Below are 20469 nucleotides of genomic sequence, written 5' to 3' on the forward strand. Positions count from 1 at the left end.
TGGTTTTGTGTTACACTGCTCTTCCTCATTATATGAATTTAAAATAGGGTAAAAAAACCACCAATAACCGGGTTTTTACGGAGAACATTTTGCATAAATATCTTTATTTTTGAAAAAAAATTAATGAAAAAGATTTTCAGTTTAATGATCCTGTGCATCAGTATTTTTACGTTGGCACAACAGGTAAAAGTCCCTTTTACCGGACACAGAAGCTTTGATATTATGAAAGGTTATAGTGGCACCGGTACTCCCCACTATTATCTGGATATAAAATCGAATGGCGATGTTCATTTTGGATATGTTCAGGTGAATCAGGCTGACGGAGAAAAGACAGAAGAGGAAGTAAATGCCGGAAAATACGCCCCCAATAAAGTAATGAAAGTAGTTTTTAAGAAATATGAAGAGACTTTTCTTGTGAAATTCGACAAAGACAAGATTTATCTTACCGATGAAAGGGGAAATATTTTACATCTTGATGGCTGCTGCTCTTCCAGGGAGAGCATCGATAAAGAGACCTGCAAATGTGAAAGTGAACTTTACAAGTAGTAAAATAATATATAGAGAGAGTCGCTCCATCCGGGGCGGCTTTCTTGTTATGAAAAGCAATCCCGTCAAATTAATCACCGGGATTTTACGGTTTACATTCTCCTTAAATATCTTTATTTTTGAAAAAACATATAGCTACAATGAATTGTCGCTTCAAGAGTGATTCGTATCAATGAGACATTTTAAAATTTTATTCCTATTCCTTCTTTTTCTCGTTGTATCATGCAGCGGGAAAGAGGATCATCCTTACACATTTTATTACTGGAAAACCAATCTGAAGCTGGACCGCGAAGAAAAGAAAACATTAGATCAGGCAACCGTTCCTTATTTGTACACAAGATTTTTTGATGTAGATAAAGTGAACAGAAAATTTCAGCCGGTGGCTGTCATCACAAAAGACAAAAGTTTTCAAACGGATAAGCAGATTGTTCCCACGGTTTTCATTACCAATCAAACATTTCTTGGTATTTCTGCAGAAGAGATAAGGTTTCTTGCGGAAAGCGTCCATCTTTTAATTCAAAAGAAATCGAAAGAACACCATTTGAAAACCAACAATGAAATTCAGATCGACTGTGACTGGACGGCCGGAACCAGAAATGATTATTTTAAATTTCTGAAAGAGCTCAAAAAGGTCTCCGGAAAGGAAGTCACCTGTACACTTCGTCTTCATCAGGTGAAAGATAAAAAGCAGACCGGAATTCCTCCCGTGGAAAAAGTATATCTCATGTGCTACTCCACTTCATCACCACTGGAAAAATCTGACAGGAACTCGATTCTGGATGTAAACATTCTAAAAAGCTATCTTTCAAAAATGGAAGACTATCCTATCAAAAAGATTGAAGTAGCACTTCCTATTTACTCCTGGGGAATTGTCACCAATCATTTGGGTAAGCATAAACTCATCAATGCTTTATCCAAAAGAGATCTTGAAAACCCAAATTTCAAAAAGATATCCGATCATGAGATTCAGATTTTGAAAGACGGATTTTACTTTGGTAGTTATTTAAACAAAGGTTTCAAAATAAAGGTAGAGGAAATCTCCGAAGAACAGCTTGAAGAGGTTATCGCTTTTTTACAGAAAAAAATCCCACATTTTAATATTATTTATTATCAATTAGATAGTAAATTTGTGTTAGATCGAAAATTTTAATCTCTCAGAGATAGAGGCACACCAACTGTCAAGACCAAACCATAAACTATTATAAAAAATCAAAAAAACACTGCGAATCCTATGAAAAAGTATATTCTTTCACTTGCGGTTGTATCACTTTTCTATACAAAATCTGACGCCTGTGCGTGGTCAGATCCTGATTATGATTACTTCAACCTTTTTACACAAAGCATTATCAAGGATAAGGCCTACCTTCCTTTTCTGCACAGTTATTCGAGCAGGTTCTATGGAGGGTACAACCCCTCTTTGATTCCTGATGATAATATTGAAACATGGAGAAAGTTCTTTAACAATCAGCTTAGCTATACCGAAACTCAGAATCTGGTATATAAAGTCAGCATGAACGACCTGAATGCCTTAAAGAATGGAAGCCCGACAAATCCACTCCTACAAAAGCTAGGAACAGGATTCTACCAAAAATATAAGGAAGGCCTTGATTATTTGATTGAAGCCAAGTATCTGGAACCTTATATGAGCATCAATTATGTTGAAAATGAGAATTCATTTTATTATGACAGAGATGCCAACAGGAAAAACGCCACAGCTCTTGATTATAATAAAACCATTGCTGCTTTAACTTCTTTGTACAATGCCGCGAGAAACCCGGAAATCAAACAACGTTACGGATATCAGCTGGTACGTCTGAATCATTATACAAGAAATTATGATTCTGCAGTGCAGGCTTTTAAAACCTATGTTGCCCCGATTAAACTGAAAGGATCAGTTTATTTCATGTCTCTGGATCAGCTGGGAGGAGCACAAAGAGGATTAGAAATGAACAGTGATGCCAATTGGAATTTCTTTCAGGTATTCATGAACAGCAAAGACCGTAAGGAATCTGCATTTGTTTCTATGAAACTGTCTGATACGGCATCTTTCAGTAATATCATGAAAAGAGCCAATACCAACGAAGAAAAGAATATGGCTTATTTTCTTTTAGGATATGAAGATTTCAACAATCCTATTCCTACGATGGAAAAGATGTATGAAATTAATCCTGATTCTGAAATTCTGAAGGTAATGGCAGCCAGGAGCATCAATGAACTGGAAAGAAGCTATCTGCCTACTTATTATTATACTTCAGATGCAGCCAATAATCCGTATATACAAAGAGGAAAAGCTGATAGCAATGCTGCTTCAAAAGATGCCAATACCACGACAAAAACTGAAGTAAAAGAGGAAAAACTTTCTTTCTGGCAAAAAATAGTAAAGTTCTTTAAAAATCTTTTCGGAGGTTCAAAATCTAAAGAATCTGCGGATGGAAAGAAAACAGATCAAAGCGATGATGAATTGCTGGACAATCCAAACAGGATTCCGTTCTATACTACTTCTGGCTATGGATACGATGATAAGATGAAGGACTATCTTGACGATCTTCAGAAGTTCACCGACAAAACCAAAGAAAAGTCTAAGGATGAATATTGGCAGATCGCAGATGCTTATCTTAAATTCCTGAAAAAAGATTACAAAGGAAGTACAGAAATCCTGGAAGACATCAAAACAACAAACCCTGAATATCTGGAAGAGATCAAAAGAATGAAAGTTCTGAATGACATTGTTTCCCAGCCAAGAATTGATGCCGCCTATGAAGATCACCTGATGAAAGATTATGCTGAATATTTCGTGGAGAAAAAGGTAGAGAAAGACACAGCCACTACTGATAATTTCGATTATTATGGTGAAGTGCCGTCTACTGCCGATTTTCTAAAGGATGTTATGGCAAACCGTTATTTCCTTCAGGGAGAAGACGGAAAATCATTCCTGATGAACAATAAGCTTTCGGATCTTCAGTACAACCCGAATTCTGGCCTTGTAAAAAGTGTGGAAGAATTTTACAGAAAGCCTAATAAAACTCAGTTTGAACAGCAGATTATTGCCAAAAACATGGACAGCGTAGGTAATATCGATGCCTTCTTCAGTACCATTTATGGGGACAGAGCAATGAGACTTGCCGATTTTGAAAAAGCGAAATCTTATTATGAAAAAGCAAAAAACTTTGCTGGTATCCCAAGACAGAATTATGAATGGACAGAAAAGAATGGACAGACCATCACAGCCAAACAATATGCTCCTGCTGAATACGACGGATTCAAAAATATTTCAGATCTTGTATTCGGGCATAATGTTTGGGAAAGCTTCGGAAGTCCGGATACAGAAAGTATGAAAGCTGAGAGCTATACTGATTTCCCTTTCATTAAAACCAGCATGGACAAACTTGAATTAGCAGACGCATTGATTCAGCTTAAAAAGATAGGAAACGGAACGGGTGAAAAGGCAGCAAAAGCCAACCAGCTTATCGGAAACCTATTGTACAACACCTCTATTTTAGGATATTACCGTGAATTGTTTGTAATGGATATCGACAACAGCAACGGAGGTAAATATGACTTCTGGAGCACAGACAGAAAGAATCCTTACAAGTATTATTATAAGAATTTCCTTGACACTTCTTATATTGAGCCTGATAATTTTGATCTGTCAATCAACTATTATCAAAAGGCGCTTAAACTTTCCACCAATAAGGAAGAAAAAGCAAGAATCTTATTCCAGATGGCAAGCGCTGAACAGGGTAAATACTATCAGTACGAAGCGAAGGCCCCAAAAGATTTTGATTATTCCGATCCTAAGTGGTCTGAAAAAGAAGATGCCCGCCAAAAGGAAATGGATAATCTTAAAAACCAGAAATACAGAACCTATTTTGCTCAGTTGAAAGCTCAGTATTCTGATACTGAAACAACGAAAAACCTGATGGGAAGCTGTAGTTATTTCAGCTATTTTATGAAATAATACAAACCATAAAAAAACCTCTGATGACTCAGAGGTTTTTTATTTGTATTTTGTTCAATTATTTTTTAACAAATTTAGTGGTAGTCTTTTCTTCTTTACCGTTGTTGATCGTAATAAAGTATACACCTTTTACAAGCGTACTGACATTAATTTTACCATCACCTATATTTCCATTTGAAATCAACTGCCCCGGAGCATTGAAGATTTCGTAAGATGAATTTGCAGATACATTCAGAACATTTAATACATCTTCTACAGGGTTTGGATAGATCTTAACGGATTTCACATCACTTTTTGCTTCAGAAACAGCCAGTGTACCGGATACTGTAGCTTGTTTCACTGCATAAAATACATTTCCAATAGCAGACACTCTCAAATGAATAGTCTTACCCGCCAATGATGCAGGGATAAAAACACTTGCCGATCCGTTATTCGGAACTGATGCTGCAAGAGTATTCCAAGTGGCTCCATTATCTTCTGTATAATCAATTTTAACATTGGCTGCATTGTATGGAGCGACTGCAGTTCCGGAAACCGTCCATGTAATAGTAGAGTTCACATTCGGGCTAAGTGATGTTGTATTGACAGTAAATGCTGCTGCAGATCCCACTACAATAGTTTGTGTTGCATATGCAGTCTGTGCCTGTCCCGGTCTGTTGTCTCTTACTGTTACTCTGAAATTAGTGGTTCTTGCTACGGTGCTTGCTGCTTCAAATTCCGCAGTATTTTTTACAGCTCCTCCCAAAACAGTTGTCAGCTTAGGAAAATATCTTGTAGGATTGGCTGTTGGTGCCCAAGATCTGAAGTTTGCTCCGGATGTTGTGTTTCCTATATTTGATTTTGTTACTCCACCTGACAGAGTACTTGAATTAACCTGCTCCCAACAATAGGTCAAAGCATCTCCATCCGGATCTGTTGCTGATGCTGTCAAAACAAATGCTGTAGATTTTGGAATAGTATAAGTAGTAGACATTGCCGCTACCACAGGTGCATTATTGGTAATTGGTGTTTCTACATCTGCTGTTACTGTTGCAAGATTAGCCTGTACCTGATCAATACTCACACTATTAAAATAGGCATCCGAATGAGGTTGTACAGACATACTTCCCCAAAGCCCTGCATATCCCATAATTGAGCTACCAGTTCCTGGCTCTACATATGTATTTGAACCAGTTCCTTGTTCAAATCTACTAAATGTATGATTATCTCCTAATTGATGTCCCATTTCATGCGCTACAAAATCGATATCAAAACTATCTCCTTGCGGTATATCATCTACCGGAGAAGTATATCCACTACCTTTATAATTTTGGGGAGAACTTGAGCTCCCACAGTTGGGATCAATAAGCGTAGATACATCATTACTTCCTATACAACCAATACAGCCAGCATTCCCGCCGCCGCCTGATGCACCAAATAAATGTCCGATATCAAAATCTGCATCCGTAACACCATAAGCTCCCCCATGTAATGTATTCATCAGCTCATAATTCCACTTACACATAAGATCGGAAATACTATAAGGATCAGTAGCAGCATTGGTAAAAATAAGATTAGGAGCATTAATTGCGTTAACATGCACATTAAATTCTTTTTCAAATACACCATTTACTCTGGATAAGGTAGCATTGATTTGCGTTAAAGCACCTGATACCCCACCAAAATAAGCCGTATACTCTCCTGTTACAGACATTGCCAATCTAAGGGTATGAAAAGTTTTGTTACCTGATTTTGCTGTAGCTCCGGAATTCATCAGCTTCTGAATATTAGCAACAGCTTCTTTATCCTCTTTTGTACTACATACAAATGCATGCCCATTTTTGCTTGTCTTTCCATGTACAGAATAATAAGATTTGTCAGCGGTTGCCGGTTCTATAAATTCATATTTCCCATCAGCACCAATGATCATAGATTGGAAATCATTTGGAGCAACACTAAATCTGATATACTTGGCAGGGTCATCAGTTCCTACTCCTACATAAGATCCAAGCTGATATTTGTTAGCCAAGGTTTCATCCATGACAGGAAAACTGTTTACTGTAAATTTCTCAATTTTTCCGTCCAGAGTAGGAATACTAACCTTTATGGGAGTACCTTCACCTATTTTAGGTGCTCTCAGAAGTTGAGTTCTTATCTGATCTATATCCAGTTTATAATAAACTGAGTGATCACTTCTCTTAATGACTTTCTGCTCTGGCAGCCCTCTGCTCCATTGTGCATTTGCTGATATTGCTAAAAATAATACCGGCAAACAAAATAATTTTGTTTTCATTTAATATTTTTTAACAAATTTAAATATTCGCTAAATAAAACACTAAAAAACAAACAAAAAGTCAAATAAAATAGCAATAAAGCAGTTAGAAAAGAAATAATATTGAAAAAATATTATAATTATTAAATTTTAAGAAATTTTTTCAATCAAAGTCCATTTACTTTTTTTGTTCCTGTTTCTGCATCCATTCTTCATGTCTTCTTTTAAAAAACTCATATTTATAATCCTGATTTCTCTGTGCAGCGTCAATAGAATGAGACATATGAATATCTGTATCTTTTTTGGCAAGCTGACCAAGTTTTTCATAATAGATATGCAGCTGATCAAGTTCTGCCTCTGTAAGATCTTCAATATCCACAATGCGGTTACTGGCTTTTTCGTGGGAGGCTAAAAGCTCATTCAGCTTGATCTGTATTGCTTTTGAATCTTTATTCTGAGCTTTCTGAATCAGGAATACCATTAGAAAGGTAATGATTGTAGTTCCGGTATTGATTACCAGCTGCCAGGTTTCTGAATAGTCAAAAAAAGGGCCGGAAACCGCCCATATCACCACGATAAGGAAAGCCCCCATAAAAGCATATGGACTCCCTGTAAATTTTACAGCCCAGTTTGAAAATTTCTCAAAAAAATGATGATCTTTATGACCCATAGCCTCTGTTTTTAGAATAATAAATGTATAAAAATTAATCTGAAAACAGGAAAAGATAATGAATATGAGGTATATAAATATTTCGGATTGATTTCACCTTCATTCTCTTATTTCATTTTTCTGAATCTATGCCACCAGATCAGAAATCCTGTTACCGGCAATGAACAACCGATAAGAGAAACTATAAAGTAGAGAATAATACTTGGCAGCCCCATGATCTCTCCTGTATGTAATGGTTTTGCCAAAGCTGTAAACTGTTTGTTCAAAGGCTTGTCCGAAAACAGTTCTTTTGTTTTGAAAACTCCGGTTTTATCAAATGTCACTTCATCCGGGAACATTATTCCCAGAGAGTTTTGTTTATTGATTTTGATAACTACATATCTCGGATTTTCTTTATTAGGAAGCTCTATACTTGTAACAGCAGTATAAGGAAGATGATAGTCTGCCAGCTTCAAAATTTTATCTACAGAAGCGGAAGGAATGTCTTTCAGGTTTTTCTTTTCGTCCTGTTTCTGAAGCATATCTTCCAGAAGCCCTCCGAAAGCATCATCTCCACTGTCTTTTTCTTTTGAAAGATTATCTATTGAAGATCCTCCCATACTTATGATAAGAGCATTCTTCACCCAGGGATAGGTCACATACAATCCGGTAATGGCAATAAAGAACAGTATCAGAAAGGTATAGAATCCCAATGTATTGTGCAGATCATAATTAACCCTTTGAAATTTTGCTTTGAACATGACGGTCAGCCCCTGTTTCAAAAACTTCAGTTTCTTCGGGAGCCAAAGAATCAATCCTGAAATCAGCAGAACACAAAACATAAGAACTGAAGCTCCTACAACCTGTCTTCCTGCATTTCCCATCATCAGATTTCTATGAAGATCAAGAACTATTTCAAAGAATTGAGCCGAACTAGTATTGGGCTGCCCCAGAAGTTGTCCCGTGTATTGATTATAGTAAGTACTTTTATCCAGGTTATTTTCACGGTAACCAACCACATAGCTTTTCCCTTTATCGTCTGGAATCATCAGGGAAGTAAGTTCTTTATTCTGTTTTAATAATTCTGCCTGAATCAAGTCTGGATTCATAGCTATTCCTGAGCCTGGACTGATATAAATTTTATCTCTGTTGCTAAAATCACTGATCTGATTTTTGAAAGCATAAAGACAGCCGGTGAGACACATCACAAAAACAACACTACTTGATAAAAGTCCCAGCCAGAGATGAGTGATCCACATCAGGTATTTTGCAACTGATTCGTTTTTTCTTCTTTTCCTGTAAAGGCTTTTCAATAATACTCTCATTATCTAACAGCAAAAACATTAAGACAGTATGACCGTCTTAATGTTTTAAATTAAAATTGATATGAATAAATTAAAAAAAGTTAATACAAATTCGGGTAAGGAAGCATGAAGCTTTTGATGGAAGTTATTGAGTCTAAAAGATTACTGGTTTAACTTTAATCTACATTCACCAAATTGAATAAGTTTTCTTAAAAGTAGTAAGAACTTTTGCCCCAATATCATATCTCTCTCCTTCTCCTGCTTCCAGCCCTCACTGGTATCAATGTCGTTTATTTTCTTCCTTTGAACTGAACTTCTTTTACGATTTCTTCAAACTTTGTAAAATGTTCAGGACTTAGTGCTTTCTGAATTGCAGCCTTTCTCTGGGTATCAAATTTCTCCCAGTATTCTTTGGCCAAATTGTTATTTCCGTGATATACATCATGAGCATCATTAAATGCTTTTTCAAAAGCATCATTCGCTGCATTTACTACTTTGAACTCATCTTCAGAAAGCTGTGCTTCCGTTTTGATTTTTTCTAACAATGCATTGTCATATCTCGGTCTCTTTCTGGAATTTTCATCCACAAACTTATTGAACTTTTCCATCTGAGGAGCATCCAAAACGGTAGCCATTTCAATAGACTGCTGTGCTCTCAGTTCTTCATTTTTTATACCTAAAGCTACGCGGTCCATATTACCACCCTGAGCTTTTGCCGCCTGGAAGTTCTGCTCCTGAAGCTGCTGATATTTTGCAGTGATCTCATTGAAGTTCTTTTCCTGTTCAGCAGTAAGCTTCACTTCTGTTTTAAACTGGTTATAGTCTATTCCTTTCTTTTTATCTCCTGAGCATGACATTGCAATGGCACTAAGAGCTAAAGCAAAGAATATTGTTTTGATACTTTTCATAATGAATGATTTTGTTGATTAGAATTTATAGTTTACCTGTACAGCAAAGTTTCTAGGCTGAATCTGATCGATATATCCACCTCTGAAATAAGAGCTATACCCTACACTATCAAAAATATTATTAAAGAACACTCTTACTCCCATTCCATTTTTCAGGGTATATCCTGCCTGGGCATCTACTGTAGTGTATTCCGGCATATCGAAAGGTTTGTCTCCAGGTTTCACACTGTTCAGGTGACCTGCTGTAAATGTTTTCTGAGTCCATTCGTCAACCGGTCTTTTTCCAACATAATAAATTCCTGCTCCTACATCAAGTCCTGATAAAGTACCTTTATTGAATTTATAATTCAGCCATCCGTTTGCAGTATGTTTAGGTGCGTTCATTGGTGCAGATCCGTTCATGTAAGCAGGGCTGTCCTGATACTGAGCATCCAGATATGCCCATCCGGACATTACCTGAAGGTTCGGCAGAATTCGTCCGATCAATTCTACTTCCACTCCTTTTCTTCTAAGGTTTCCTGCAAGACCGTACATTGTTTGTTTGTCTATCACAACAGGGTTGTAATTTTCATCAAGAATAGTGAAAGAAAGGTGATCTGTTTTAATGTCAAATACTGTTACGTTAAATCTTAAACGCTCATTAAACCAGTCTGATTTAATACCAGCTTCCCATTGTTTAGTCATTGACGGGCCTACTCTTCCACCGTCTAAAAGGAAATTATTAGAGGATCTTAAAGATGTTGTTGTTGTATATGATCCAAATACATTAACATTTGGAAGCGGAGAAACAATCAATCCAAAATTAGGATTCCATGTATCTACAGATTCATTGGCAGAACCATTAAGTCTGCTGTAACGAAGTCCCAAATGAGCTTTCACATATTTCCCGATCGTCATCACATCTTGAGCCATTGCACCGATACTTGGTGTCAATACTGCGTTTGATCTTCCCAGATTTTTATAGATGACATTTGCAGGAAGTTGGTTCGGAATGTTTCCGTTCACTACGTCTACAATATCAAGAGGGTTGGCCGCATAAGTTGTATTTCCGATTTTTGTAGCACGTGCAGTAATTAAATTCCCTGGTGCAATAGAGTTTTTGTATGCTTCAAATGTTGTAGAAGAGGTTTCTGTTTCTCTCCAGTCAAAACCAACCTGGAATGTGTGTTTAATAAATCCTGTCTTTATCTGCTCTCCAATAAAGTCTAACTGTAATACTTTGTTGATATCTTCTCCCTGTGATTTTCCTATAGTACGCTGTCTGATATTATAGTTGGTTTCACCAGCCGGCAGTGACACAGATGAAGCTTCAGAGTCTGTATTGCTTACGGAATTCACGAAAGCTGCTCTAACTTTTAATTTATCCGTAAGGTTACGTACAATTGTAGTCGCAAAATTGTATGTTTCAGTTTTTGAATAATCAGATGTATATCCTAAAAACTTACCTTTTGGCATATGATAGAGTGCTTCAACAGTTCCCGGTGCAAGGTTTATTGTTCCTCTGTCCGGTGTTCTTTTATCATGAAGATAATCCATTTCCACATTGATTAATGTTTTATCATCCGGACGGAAAGCGATGGATGGGTTTACATAAATCCTTTCTCCCTGTACATGACTTCTGAATGAATTATTATTCTGGTATGCTCCATTGAATCTCACAGCTACTTTTCCCTGAGAATCTAATACTCTCTGGAAGTCTACTGTAGGTCTGTAAAAATCCCAGCTTCCGTAACGGAATCCTACATTCGTCTGATCAATAAACTGAGGTCTTTTTGTTACAACATTGATCACTCCTCCTGCAGATCCCAAACCATTTCCTATTCCCTGACCAATAGCAGCAGATCCTTTAATAACCTGAATACTTTCTACTCCCTGCATATCAGTGATCATCCCTGCAGTACGGAAATCTGAATCCAGCTGAACTCCGTTTTTCAGTACAGGAACTCCACGATATCCTCTGATGGACATACTTTCGTTTCCTCCGCCATAGCTTGAAAATAGGGTTACCCCAGGAACGTTTTTGGCAACATCAGTGACTGTAAGTGCTCCTAATTCTTCAATTGCTTTATGAGAAATCACAGAAATACTCTGAATCTGATCTCTGGTTTTCAATGGCAATCTGGTAATTGCGTCCAGACCTTGCGGCTGTTTCTTTTTTTCACCAAACAGTTCTACTTCTTCAATTTTCTTGTGTTTAACTGAATCATTTACTTTCTGCGCATTGGCCAGAACTCCACCCAACAATAGCAGAGAAAAGGATACTACTTTATTCATCTGATAATTTTTAGCAAAATTATTATTTTTATTAATTCTAAATAAATAAACAAGCGTGACATATGTCACCTGAAAAAGAACTATTAATATCAGATCATTAATCATATCCAACGACCCTTTGCGATCTCCAAACAGATCTATAGCATCATTAAGGGTTGTCCTCCCAAGGCCTTTTATGGTTACAGAAAGTAAAATCAAAAAAAAGCAGATTTGTCGATATACAAATCTGCTTTTCTTCTCTTGATTGAACATTTTAGGTTTTATGCATAAAAAAATCCGTCCCTTAAAAAGGAACGGATTTGTATAATCATTGCAAAGTATGCAGTTATCACACTTTAATTTCAACGTCTACTCCTGAAGGAAGTTCTAATTTCATTAGAGCATCAACAGTTTTAGAAGAAGAAGAGTAGATATCCATTAGTCTCTTGTGAGCTGATAATTGGAACTGCTCTCTTGCTTTTTTGTTTACGTGCGGAGATCTCAACACTGTGAAGATTCTCTTATTTGTTGGCAATGGAATTGGACCGTTTACAACAGCACCAGTAGCCTTTACCGTTTTTACGATTTTCTCAGCAGACTTGTCTACCAAGTTGTAATCGTAAGATTTTAGTTTTATTCTGATTCTTTGTGACATTTCTTTAATTTAAAAATTAACCTTTTGCTTTAGCTATGATTTCTTCAGCAACGTTTTGTGGAGTAGCTTGGTATTTCTCTAATTCCATAGAAGAAGTAGCTCTTCCTGATGAAAGTGTTCTTAGAGTTGTTACATATCCAAACATTTCAGAAAGTGGAACAGAACCTTTGATTACAACAGCACCGTTTTTCTCTTCCTGACCACTGATAGTACCTCTTCTTTTGTTAAGGTCACCAATGATGTTACCCATATATTCTTCCGGAGTTACAACTTCCAGTTTCATAATTGGCTCCATAATTACTGGCTTAGCAGCACGTCCCGCTTCTTTAAATCCTAATTTAGCAGCCATTTCAAATGAAAGAGCATCAGAATCCACCGCGTGGAAAGATCCGTCTTTAAGAACAACTTTAATACCTTCAACTTCGAAACCAGCCAAAGGACCGTTCTTCATTGCAGCTTTAAAGCCTTTTTCAATTGCAGGAACAAATTCTCTAGGAACGTTACCACCTTTGATCTCATTGATGAATTCTAAACCAATTTTACCTTCTTCAGCAGGTCCTAATTCAAATACAATATCAGCAAATTTACCTTTACCACCAGATTGTTTTTTGTAAACTTCTCTGTGTTGAGCAACTTTTGTTAAGTTTTCTTTGTATTCTACCTGAGGCTGTCCTTGGTTAACTTCAACTTTGAATTCTCTCTTCATACGATCTACAATGATATCCAAGTGAAGCTCACCCATACCAGAGATAATCGTTTGTCCAGAAGCTTCGTCAGTTCTAACCGTAAACGTAGGATCTTCTTCAGCCAATTTAGCTAAAGCGTTACCCATTTTATCCTGGTCAGCTTTAGTTTTAGGCTCAACAGCAATACCAATTACCGGATCAGGGAAAACCATCGATTCAAGAACGATTGGGTTTTTCTCATCACACATTGTATCACCAGTTTTGATAGACTTGAATCCTACCGCTGCACCAATATCACCAGCTTCAATATATTCTACTGGGTTTTGCTTGTTAGCGTGCATCTGATAGATTCTAGAGATTCTTTCTTTATCTCCTGAACGAGTGTTCAAGATATAAGAACCAGCATCTAGTCTTCCTGAGTAAGCTCTGAAGAATGCTAATCTTCCCACGAATGGGTCAGTAGCAATCTTAAATGCTAATGCGGAGAAAGGCTCGTCTACAGACGGCTTTCTTGTAATTTCAGCGTCAGTTCTTGGGTCAGTACCTTTGATATCATCTTTATCCAATGGAGAAGGCAAGTATTTACATACTGCATCCAACATAAACTGTACTCCTTTATTCTTGAATGAAGAACCACAAGTCATTGGGATAATAGATAAATCGATAGTAGCAGCTCTCAATGCAGCATTGATTTCTTCTTCTGTAATTGAATCCGGATCTTCGAAGAATTTCTCCATCAAAGTTTCGTCATATTCAGAAACAGCTTCTACTAATTTCTCTCTATATTCAAGAACTTCATCTTTCATATCTTCAGGAATTGGTACTACTTCGAAAGTAGCTCCTTGTCCTGCTTCATCCCAGATGATAGCTCTGTTTTTAATTAAGTCAACAACACCTTTGAAATCTTCTTCAGCACCGATTGGTAAAACGATTGGAACTGCGTTAGATCCTAACATTTCTTTAACCTGGTTTACCACGTTAAGGAAGTCAGCACCTTGTCTGTCCATTTTGTTTACAAATCCCATTCTAGCAACTTTGTAGTTGTCAGCAAGTCTCCAGTTTGTTTCAGACTGAGGCTCTACTCCATCTACTGCAGAGAATAAGAATACCAATCCATCCAATACTCTTAAAGATCTGTTTACTTCTACAGTGAAGTCAACGTGTCCCGGTGTATCAATGATGTTGAAGTGGTAAGGCTTAGTTTCAGGTAAAGCTTTTCCTTGATCTGTTGGAAAGTTCCAAGAACAAGTGGTAGCTGCAGAAGTAATGGTAATACCTCTTTCTGCTTCCTGCTCCATCCAGTCCATTGTAGAAGCACCATCGTGAACTTCTCCAATTTTGTGGTTTACCCCTGTATAGAATAGAATCCTTTCTGTAGTGGTAGTCTTACCTGCATCAATGTGAGCAGCGATACCAATATTTCTTGTAAATTTAAGATCTCTTCCCATTTCAGATTAGAATTTGAAGTGTGAGAAAGCCTTGTTAGCTTCCGCCATTTTGTGAGTATCAGATTTCTTTTTGAAAGCAGCACCTTCTTCTCTTGAAGCCGCTACAACTTCGTTAGCTAATTTCAAAGCCATAGACTTATCATTTCTAGCTTTAGAATATTTGATTAACCATTTCATTGCCATAGAAATTTTTCTATCAGCTCTGATTGGCATAGGGATTTGGAAGTTAGCTCCACCTACTCTTCTAGAACGTACTTCTACGTGAGGCATTACATTTGTAAGTGCATCTTTCCAGATTTCAAGTGCAGTTTTTTCGTTATCTCCTTTTTTAGTTTCTACGATCTCTAATGCATCATAGAAAATTTTGAATGCGATTGACTTCTTACCGTCAAGCATTAAGTTGTTTACGAATCTCGTTACCAATTGATCATTAAATTTCGGATCTGGTAACAACGGTCTTTTTTTCGCTTTTGTCTTTCTCATTGCTTTTGTACCTTATTTAATGATTATTTTTTCTTTCCTTTTGCAGGAGCAGCAGCTGCTTGTCCTGGTTTAGGTCTCTTAGCTCCGTACTTAGATCTTCTCTGAGTTCTTCCATTTACACCAGCGGTGTCTAATGCACCTCTTACGATGTGGTAACGTACTCCCGGTAGGTCTTTCACCCTTCCGCCTCTAACCAATACTATCGAGTGCTCCTGTAGATTATGTCCTTCGCCCGGGATATAGGCATTCACTTCTTTACCGTTAGAAAGTCTTACCCTTGCTACTTTTCTAAGTGCAGAGTTAGGTTTCTTAGGTGTAGTTGTATATACTCTCGTACATACACCACGTCTTTGTGGACAAGAATCAAGGGCAGCCGATTTGCTCTTCTTGGCAAGCGTGGCTCTTCCTTTTCTTACTAATTGTTGAATAGTAGGCATTTAATTGCTTTTTATTTTAGGGTGCAAAAATAGTAATATTTTTTTAATCTGCAAACACTTATATAAAAATTAAAATCAAATACTTACAGGAAAATACAACCCGTTTCAATACAACAATTAAAGAAACTTAATATATAAAAGGAAAAAGGATTGAAAAAATAGATTTCACATTTAAAAAAAACTGTATTAAATAATTATGAAATTTACCTTATTAAAAAATTATCTATAAATTTTTAATCCAAAACAGATTCCGAAAACCTCATCCGATATATCCAAACTATATTTAAAAACTTTCTTATAGTTATGATCTATTAATAATCAGAGGAGTTAGGCACGATATTTCGTAAATTTGGGATATACAAAATGATAAACTTATCAATCACCATAACAAGTCTTCATACCACTGAAGCAGTGATTGTATCTGATCTTAAAAAAAATAAATATATACATATGAAAAATGCTAGTATTATTGGCCTTAAAGAAGCCGATTGCAAAAAAATCTCAGAAAAATTAAATGCACTTTTAGCTAATTATTCCGTATTCTATCAGAATACAAGAGGTTCTCACTGGAACATTAAAGGAGAACAGTTCTTCACCCTTCATCCAAAATTTGAAGAGTTGTACAACAGTCTTGTTTTAAAGATTGATGAAATTGCAGAAAGAATCCTGACATTAGGAGCTACTCCAGCACACAATTACTCAGATTATTTAAAGATAGCAACTATTAAAGAGAGTAAAGAAGTAACTGACGGTACCAAGAGCGTTGAACAGATTCTAAGTTCATTCAAAGTAGTCATTGATCTGCAGAGAGAACTTTTAGATATTACGGATGAAGCAGGAGATGAAGGTACTAATTCGCAAATGAGCGATTATATTACCGAACAGGAGAAAGAAGTTTGGATGTACAATTCTTACCTTGGAAAATAACTCCATCAAAAGCATTGAAATATTTCAAAAAAATCGCCTTACATTTAGGCGATTTTATTTTTTATTTTTATATTTGCGTTAAAATTACACATATTATGAACGACGTAAGACTAAACTCTATCCTGGATAATGATTTTTATAAAATAACCATGCAGAATGCAGTGGTAAAACTATTCCCAAGTTCTATTGTAAAATATGAATTTATCAACAGGGGGAAGCACCACTTTCCGGAAGGATTTGACGTTGCTTTAAGAGAGGCTGTTAATAAAATGGCTGAACTTAAACTTACGAAAGACGAAAAAAAGTTCATGGCAAGAACATGTCCTTATATAGATCTTCCTTATCTCGATTTTTTAGAAGGGTATCATTATGATCCGTCTGAAGTAAAAATTCATCAGGAGGGAGGCGACCTATCCGTAATTGTAGAAGGGCTTTGGTACAGAACGATTCTTTGGGAAGTTCCATTGCTGGCATTGATCAGTGAACTGCATTATGAAATGAACCACATGGAAAGAGATTCCAATGAAGTGGTAATGAGTAAAACAATAGAAAAAGCTGACTCATTAGGCAGACTAGGAGTAACTTTTGCAGAATTTGGAACGAGAAGAAGACATTCTTATAAAGTACAGAATCTGGTAATGGAAGCTTTGACTCAAAAAAGGGACTCAACTTTCATCGGAAGTTCTAATGTTCATTTTGCCATGAAGTATGGTGTAAAGCCCATCGGAACCCATGCTCATGAATGGTTTATGTTCCATGCTGCCGAATATGGATTCAAAATGGCCAATGAAATGGCTCTGGAACATTGGGTAGACGTTTATAGAGGTGATCTTGGAGTTGCTTTGTCTGATACATACACCACAGATGTTTTCTTCCAGCAGTTTGACAAAAAATTTGCAAAACTTTTTGACGGTGTACGTCATGACAGTGGTGATGCTTTAGAATTTGCAGACAAAACCATTGCTCATTACCAAAGGAATGGTATCAATCCTATGTTTAAATACATTATTTTTTCAGATGCATTAAATCTTGAAAAAGTAGAGGAAATTACGAATTACTGCAAAGGAAAAATTGGTATCTCATTCGGAATAGGGACCAACCTTACGAATGATGTAGGACTGAAACCAATGAACATTGTGATGAAGCTTATCGGGGTACAGGCTCCAAACAAAGAATGGATTCCTACGGTAAAACTTTCTGATGAACACGGTAAATATACAGGAGATCCAAAGATGATTGAACTGGCAAAAGAATTTTTAAGAATAAAAGATTAGTAACCTCATCAAAACAAATAGATAATAACCTCGTAACTATCGAGGTTTTTTTGTACGATATTATCATTTGAAATTCAGTTTTCAGAAATCTAAGGTTTTATTATATTTATCAAAATAAAACAAGATGAAATCAAGAACATTACTAACCGCATGCCTTCTCATATCAGCATTATCTTTTGCTCAGGAAAAGAAAGCAGAAAAAACAAAATTCAATCAGGAACTGGCAACTTCTTTAGGAGCTGATAAATATGGAATGAAACCTTATACTATTGTCATGCTGACAACAGGCACTGCTAAGATTGAAGATAAAGCAAAAATGAGCGAACTTATGAAAGGCCACATGGCCAATATCGGTAAACTGGCAGATGAAGGTAAAATTGTAGTTGCCGGACCTTTCCTTGAAAAGAATAAGGAAAACTACCGTGGTATGTTTATCTTCAATACCAAGTCTAAAGAAGAAGCTGAACAATGGGTAAAAACAGATCCCGCAGTACAGGCTGGTATTTTTAGTTATGAAATTTTCCCTTGGTATGGCTCAGCAGCACTGCCTTTGTATCTTAAGCATCATGATGAGATCTCAAAAGAAAATCCTTAAACAAAATAAAGTACCAATTCTACTTGTGCTTTTCTCTCTATTGGCAATGGCGAGCTGTGCAAAACAGCAGTCCTTTTTTCAGTTTACAACTGAAAAGGTGGACAGAGATATTGTTGATGATCTGAAAAGATTAAAAGCCCCGCCCCCTCCTGGATTACTTTATAATGATACAACATATGAAGTATGGAAAACCTGTTCCGGAGAATGGGGAGGAACAGTTTATTTTAAAAATAAAAAAACAGGAAAAATATATTGCGCAGAAGCAACCTGCCCAGTTTCTGTAAATAAAATTAATAATAACTATTATATCTCCAATTCTCTCTCACACCTCTTCGGAAGTTCGGATATTCTAGAAATTACCGATCCTGAAACAATGGAACAGGTTACTAAAATCCCTGTCTCCCCTTCTGACATCATTATGAGAAAAGAATATCACTCCTCAAAAGGAACAAAAAAACTGATAGATACCAGTGGAGTTATTATTATGTCAAGTTTTGTATATAAACAAAAGCTATATTCAATCTTATTAAACCACAGAACTAAGCAAGCTACAATTTCAGAGCTCCGGGACAATAAATTCTATACAATAAAGGAAATTGATAAAAATTTTTTTTCTGATAATCCATTTATTATAAAGGAATCAGAAACTTATCAGAAGATTTATCTTCAACAACCTAAACCAGCTATTATTGAAATTAAAAATAACAAGATCAGAATTATATTATACAGCCAAAAAAAATAAAGAGGTAACCTTCATATAATCTCCAGGAAACTTCTTATATATTTCCCTTTACATGGAAATAAATATACAATTTATTTTTTAATCCGTTACATTTCAAATAATTATCTATAAACAATAAGAAAATTTAAATCAATATCTCTTGTTTCAATGAATTGATTTAATTACTTTAGCTTATTAACAACGCAACTTATTTATCTAATTATAAGTGAGTTATCAACAAACCAATACCGTAATTAAAAATTAATCTCATGAAAAAAATGAATTTTACAAAACTTTCGAGAACAAAACTCAAAGATGTATTTGGAGGAACCCTTTATCCGGCAGAATGTCCTGGTGGATGCCATGGTGAAGGTATGATCAGATGTCCGGACGGCACTACCACAATGACTAATTTTATATGCATGGGAGGCACCTGCCAGCCGGCAGCAATGTGTAAACCACTGGTTCTTGAACCCTTCCCAGATCCGGTTATCATTACCCCATAATTTGAACGAACAATACATAAAGTGAGCTTTCCGGCTCACTTTTTTATTATCTTTAAATAAACAAAACTATCATGAAAACCATTGAGGAAGTTCTAAAAAAACTGGATGAAATTATCATCTGGTGCAAAGAAAACAAAAGCCCGGCAGGATATTTTGCCTGTACGTATCGGATCATGACTGCGCAGGTTCTGAAAGGAATTCAGCAGAAAAAATTTGAAGATAATCCAAGAATGACTTTGCTGGATCTTGCTTTTGCTCAAAGATATCTTCAGGCATGGGAAAATTATAACAAAGGAGAAAAATGTACAAACTCATGGTATATTGCCTTTGAAGCTACCAAAAATAAAAATCTCCTGATATTACAGCATATTTTCCTCGGCATGAATGCTCACATTAATCTGGATCTCGGGATCTCTGCGGCATCTGTTATGCCTTACCGGAAGATAAATCCGTTGAAAAAAGATTTTGAAAACATTAATAATGTCATTGCTTCCATTAATCAGAATGTACAAGATTCTCTGAACAAAATCTGTTATCCCGTAGATCTTATTGACAAACTTTCTAACGGAAAAGATAATGCTGTGCTAGATTTTGCCATTTCCAAAGCAAGAGACACTTCCTGGGCAACGGCAGTCATTGCTTCCAACACGCCTAATTTCTTAAGAGAGTCTGTAATCGGCATTGTGGATTATGCAGCCGCTAAAGTCGCTACCCAGATTCTGAATCCAAAGATTCTCACTCCTGCCCTTTTGAAACAACTTAAAAATTGTGAAAGCAGTGATGTGGTAAAGAATATTGAGATTTTAGAATCTACAAAAAACTCATAAAAAAAAACCGGGATCTTCCTCACGGATCCCGGCCTCATAAT

18 protein-coding genes are annotated in these 20469 nt (G+C 36.3%); 9 read left to right on the forward strand and 9 right to left on the reverse strand.

Features of this window, described 5'->3' with window-relative positions; genetic code table 11:
* Positions 1 to 123 precede the first annotated feature (123 nt).
* From SFA27_RS20945 to SFA27_RS20955, 3 genes are all read left to right on the forward strand, one after another.
* Positions 124 to 546: a hypothetical protein gene (locus SFA27_RS20945; protein WP_264518745.1), complete on the forward strand. Its 423-nt coding sequence runs from the start codon at positions 124 to 126 to the stop codon at positions 544 to 546.
* Between the two features lie 172 nt (positions 547 to 718).
* Positions 719 to 1696, forward strand: a complete 978-nt coding sequence (locus SFA27_RS20950; protein WP_407294648.1) for a hypothetical protein — start codon at positions 719 to 721, stop codon at positions 1694 to 1696.
* Positions 1697 to 1777: 81 nt separating this feature from the next.
* The gene (locus tag SFA27_RS20955; RefSeq protein ID WP_407294650.1) at positions 1778 to 4504 is read left to right on the forward strand and encodes a hypothetical protein; all 2727 of its coding nucleotides are present in this window, start codon (positions 1778 to 1780) and stop codon (positions 4502 to 4504) included.
* Positions 4505 to 4562: 58 nt separating this feature from the next.
* Here the strand turns inward: SFA27_RS20955 and SFA27_RS20960 are convergent, their stop codons facing one another.
* The 9 genes from SFA27_RS20960 to rpsL form a co-directional block, all read right to left on the reverse strand.
* Positions 4563 to 6776 (reverse strand): reprolysin-like metallopeptidase, encoded by a 2214-nt coding sequence (locus SFA27_RS20960; protein ID WP_407294653.1) that lies wholly within the window; start codon positions 6774 to 6776, stop codon positions 4563 to 4565.
* A gap of 157 nt (positions 6777 to 6933) precedes the next feature.
* Positions 6934 to 7425, reverse strand: a complete 492-nt coding sequence (locus SFA27_RS20965; RefSeq protein WP_407294654.1) for a low affinity iron permease family protein — start codon at positions 7423 to 7425, stop codon at positions 6934 to 6936.
* Positions 7426 to 7532: 107 nt separating this feature from the next.
* Entirely contained in the window at positions 7533 to 8729 is a 1197-nt protein-coding gene (locus tag SFA27_RS20970; RefSeq protein ID WP_407294655.1) for a PepSY-associated TM helix domain-containing protein, read from the reverse strand.
* Positions 8730 to 8998: 269 nt separating this feature from the next.
* Complete coding sequence (locus SFA27_RS20975) at positions 8999 to 9616, reverse strand: hypothetical protein (RefSeq protein ID WP_407294657.1); 618 nt, start codon at positions 9614 to 9616, stop codon at positions 8999 to 9001.
* Between the two features lie 18 nt (positions 9617 to 9634).
* Entirely contained in the window at positions 9635 to 11890 is a 2256-nt protein-coding gene (locus SFA27_RS20980) for a TonB-dependent siderophore receptor (RefSeq protein WP_407294659.1), read from the reverse strand.
* Between the two features lie 328 nt (positions 11891 to 12218).
* The gene (gene rpsJ / locus SFA27_RS20985) at positions 12219 to 12524 is read right to left on the reverse strand and encodes a 30S ribosomal protein S10 (RefSeq protein WP_002661363.1); all 306 of its coding nucleotides are present in this window, start codon (positions 12522 to 12524) and stop codon (positions 12219 to 12221) included.
* Positions 12525 to 12540: 16 nt separating this feature from the next.
* On the reverse strand, positions 12541 to 14658 hold the full coding sequence (gene fusA / locus SFA27_RS20990; RefSeq protein WP_047376558.1) for an elongation factor G: 2118 nt from the start codon (positions 14656 to 14658) through the stop codon (positions 12541 to 12543).
* Positions 14659 to 14664: 6 nt separating this feature from the next.
* Entirely contained in the window at positions 14665 to 15141 is a 477-nt protein-coding gene (gene rpsG, locus SFA27_RS20995; RefSeq protein ID WP_034694654.1) for a 30S ribosomal protein S7, read from the reverse strand.
* 23 nt (positions 15142 to 15164) lie between these two features.
* Entirely contained in the window at positions 15165 to 15578 is a 414-nt protein-coding gene (gene rpsL, locus SFA27_RS21000; protein ID WP_002983146.1) for a 30S ribosomal protein S12, read from the reverse strand.
* Between the two features lie 450 nt (positions 15579 to 16028).
* Between rpsL and SFA27_RS21005 the strand changes: the two genes are divergently transcribed.
* The 6 genes from SFA27_RS21005 to SFA27_RS21030 all read left to right on the forward strand — a co-directional run bounded on the left by SFA27_RS21005 (position 16029) and on the right by SFA27_RS21030 (position 20428).
* Positions 16029 to 16505, forward strand: a complete 477-nt coding sequence (locus SFA27_RS21005; protein WP_047376557.1) for a Dps family protein — start codon at positions 16029 to 16031, stop codon at positions 16503 to 16505.
* A gap of 95 nt (positions 16506 to 16600) precedes the next feature.
* The gene (gene pncB, locus SFA27_RS21010; RefSeq protein WP_264518751.1) at positions 16601 to 17779 is read left to right on the forward strand and encodes a nicotinate phosphoribosyltransferase; all 1179 of its coding nucleotides are present in this window, start codon (positions 16601 to 16603) and stop codon (positions 17777 to 17779) included.
* Between the two features lie 124 nt (positions 17780 to 17903).
* The gene (locus SFA27_RS21015; protein WP_407294664.1) at positions 17904 to 18374 is read left to right on the forward strand and encodes a YciI family protein; all 471 of its coding nucleotides are present in this window, start codon (positions 17904 to 17906) and stop codon (positions 18372 to 18374) included.
* On the forward strand, positions 18346 to 19116 hold the full coding sequence (locus SFA27_RS21020; RefSeq protein ID WP_407294666.1) for a hypothetical protein: 771 nt from the start codon (positions 18346 to 18348) through the stop codon (positions 19114 to 19116). Before SFA27_RS21015 ends, SFA27_RS21020 begins: the two co-directional genes overlap by 29 nt.
* A 248-nt stretch (positions 19117 to 19364) precedes the next feature.
* Positions 19365 to 19601, forward strand: coding sequence for a hypothetical protein (locus tag SFA27_RS21025; RefSeq protein ID WP_047376553.1), 237 nt, complete (start codon positions 19365 to 19367; stop codon positions 19599 to 19601).
* Between the two features lie 71 nt (positions 19602 to 19672).
* A complete protein-coding gene (locus tag SFA27_RS21030) occupies positions 19673 to 20428 on the forward strand; it encodes a DUF5995 family protein (RefSeq protein ID WP_407294668.1) in 756 nt (251 codons plus the stop codon).
* The last annotated feature ends 41 nt before the right edge of the window (positions 20429 to 20469 follow it).

Source organism: Chryseobacterium sp. HR92, assembly GCF_045689405.1.
In the GTDB taxonomy this organism is placed as follows: domain Bacteria; phylum Bacteroidota; class Bacteroidia; order Flavobacteriales; family Weeksellaceae; genus Chryseobacterium; species Chryseobacterium viscerum_A.

What these genes read in the sequence shown, in the direction of transcription:
- SFA27_RS21030 (WP_407294668.1), top strand. Translation starts at nt 19,673, where the DNA reads ATGAAAACCATTGAGGAAGTTCTAAAAAAACTGGATGAAATTATCATC.
- fusA (WP_047376558.1), bottom strand. Translation starts at nt 14,658, where the DNA reads ATGGGAAGAGATCTTAAATTTACAAGAAATATTGGTATCGCTGCTCAC.
- SFA27_RS21025 (WP_047376553.1), top strand. Translation starts at nt 19,365, where the DNA reads ATGAAAAAAATGAATTTTACAAAACTTTCGAGAACAAAACTCAAAGAT.
- SFA27_RS20955 (WP_407294650.1), top strand. Translation starts at nt 1,778, where the DNA reads ATGAAAAAGTATATTCTTTCACTTGCGGTTGTATCACTTTTCTATACA.
- rpsG (WP_034694654.1), bottom strand. Translation starts at nt 15,141, where the DNA reads ATGAGAAAGACAAAAGCGAAAAAAAGACCGTTGTTACCAGATCCGAAA.
- SFA27_RS20980 (WP_407294659.1), bottom strand. Translation starts at nt 11,890, where the DNA reads ATGAATAAAGTAGTATCCTTTTCTCTGCTATTGTTGGGTGGAGTTCTG.
- SFA27_RS20975 (WP_407294657.1), bottom strand. Translation starts at nt 9,616, where the DNA reads ATGAAAAGTATCAAAACAATATTCTTTGCTTTAGCTCTTAGTGCCATT.
- SFA27_RS21020 (WP_407294666.1), top strand. Translation starts at nt 18,346, where the DNA reads ATGATGAGATCTCAAAAGAAAATCCTTAAACAAAATAAAGTACCAATT.
- SFA27_RS21005 (WP_047376557.1), top strand. Translation starts at nt 16,029, where the DNA reads ATGAAAAATGCTAGTATTATTGGCCTTAAAGAAGCCGATTGCAAAAAA.
- SFA27_RS20960 (WP_407294653.1), bottom strand. Translation starts at nt 6,776, where the DNA reads ATGAAAACAAAATTATTTTGTTTGCCGGTATTATTTTTAGCAATATCA.
- SFA27_RS20950 (WP_407294648.1), top strand. Translation starts at nt 719, where the DNA reads ATGAGACATTTTAAAATTTTATTCCTATTCCTTCTTTTTCTCGTTGTA.
- SFA27_RS20945 (WP_264518745.1), top strand. Translation starts at nt 124, where the DNA reads ATGAAAAAGATTTTCAGTTTAATGATCCTGTGCATCAGTATTTTTACG.
- SFA27_RS21015 (WP_407294664.1), top strand. Translation starts at nt 17,904, where the DNA reads ATGAAATCAAGAACATTACTAACCGCATGCCTTCTCATATCAGCATTA.
- SFA27_RS20970 (WP_407294655.1), bottom strand. Translation starts at nt 8,729, where the DNA reads ATGAGAGTATTATTGAAAAGCCTTTACAGGAAAAGAAGAAAAAACGAA.
- rpsJ (WP_002661363.1), bottom strand. Translation starts at nt 12,524, where the DNA reads ATGTCACAAAGAATCAGAATAAAACTAAAATCTTACGATTACAACTTG.
- pncB (WP_264518751.1), top strand. Translation starts at nt 16,601, where the DNA reads ATGAACGACGTAAGACTAAACTCTATCCTGGATAATGATTTTTATAAA.
- SFA27_RS20965 (WP_407294654.1), bottom strand. Translation starts at nt 7,425, where the DNA reads ATGGGTCATAAAGATCATCATTTTTTTGAGAAATTTTCAAACTGGGCT.
- rpsL (WP_002983146.1), bottom strand. Translation starts at nt 15,578, where the DNA reads ATGCCTACTATTCAACAATTAGTAAGAAAAGGAAGAGCCACGCTTGCC.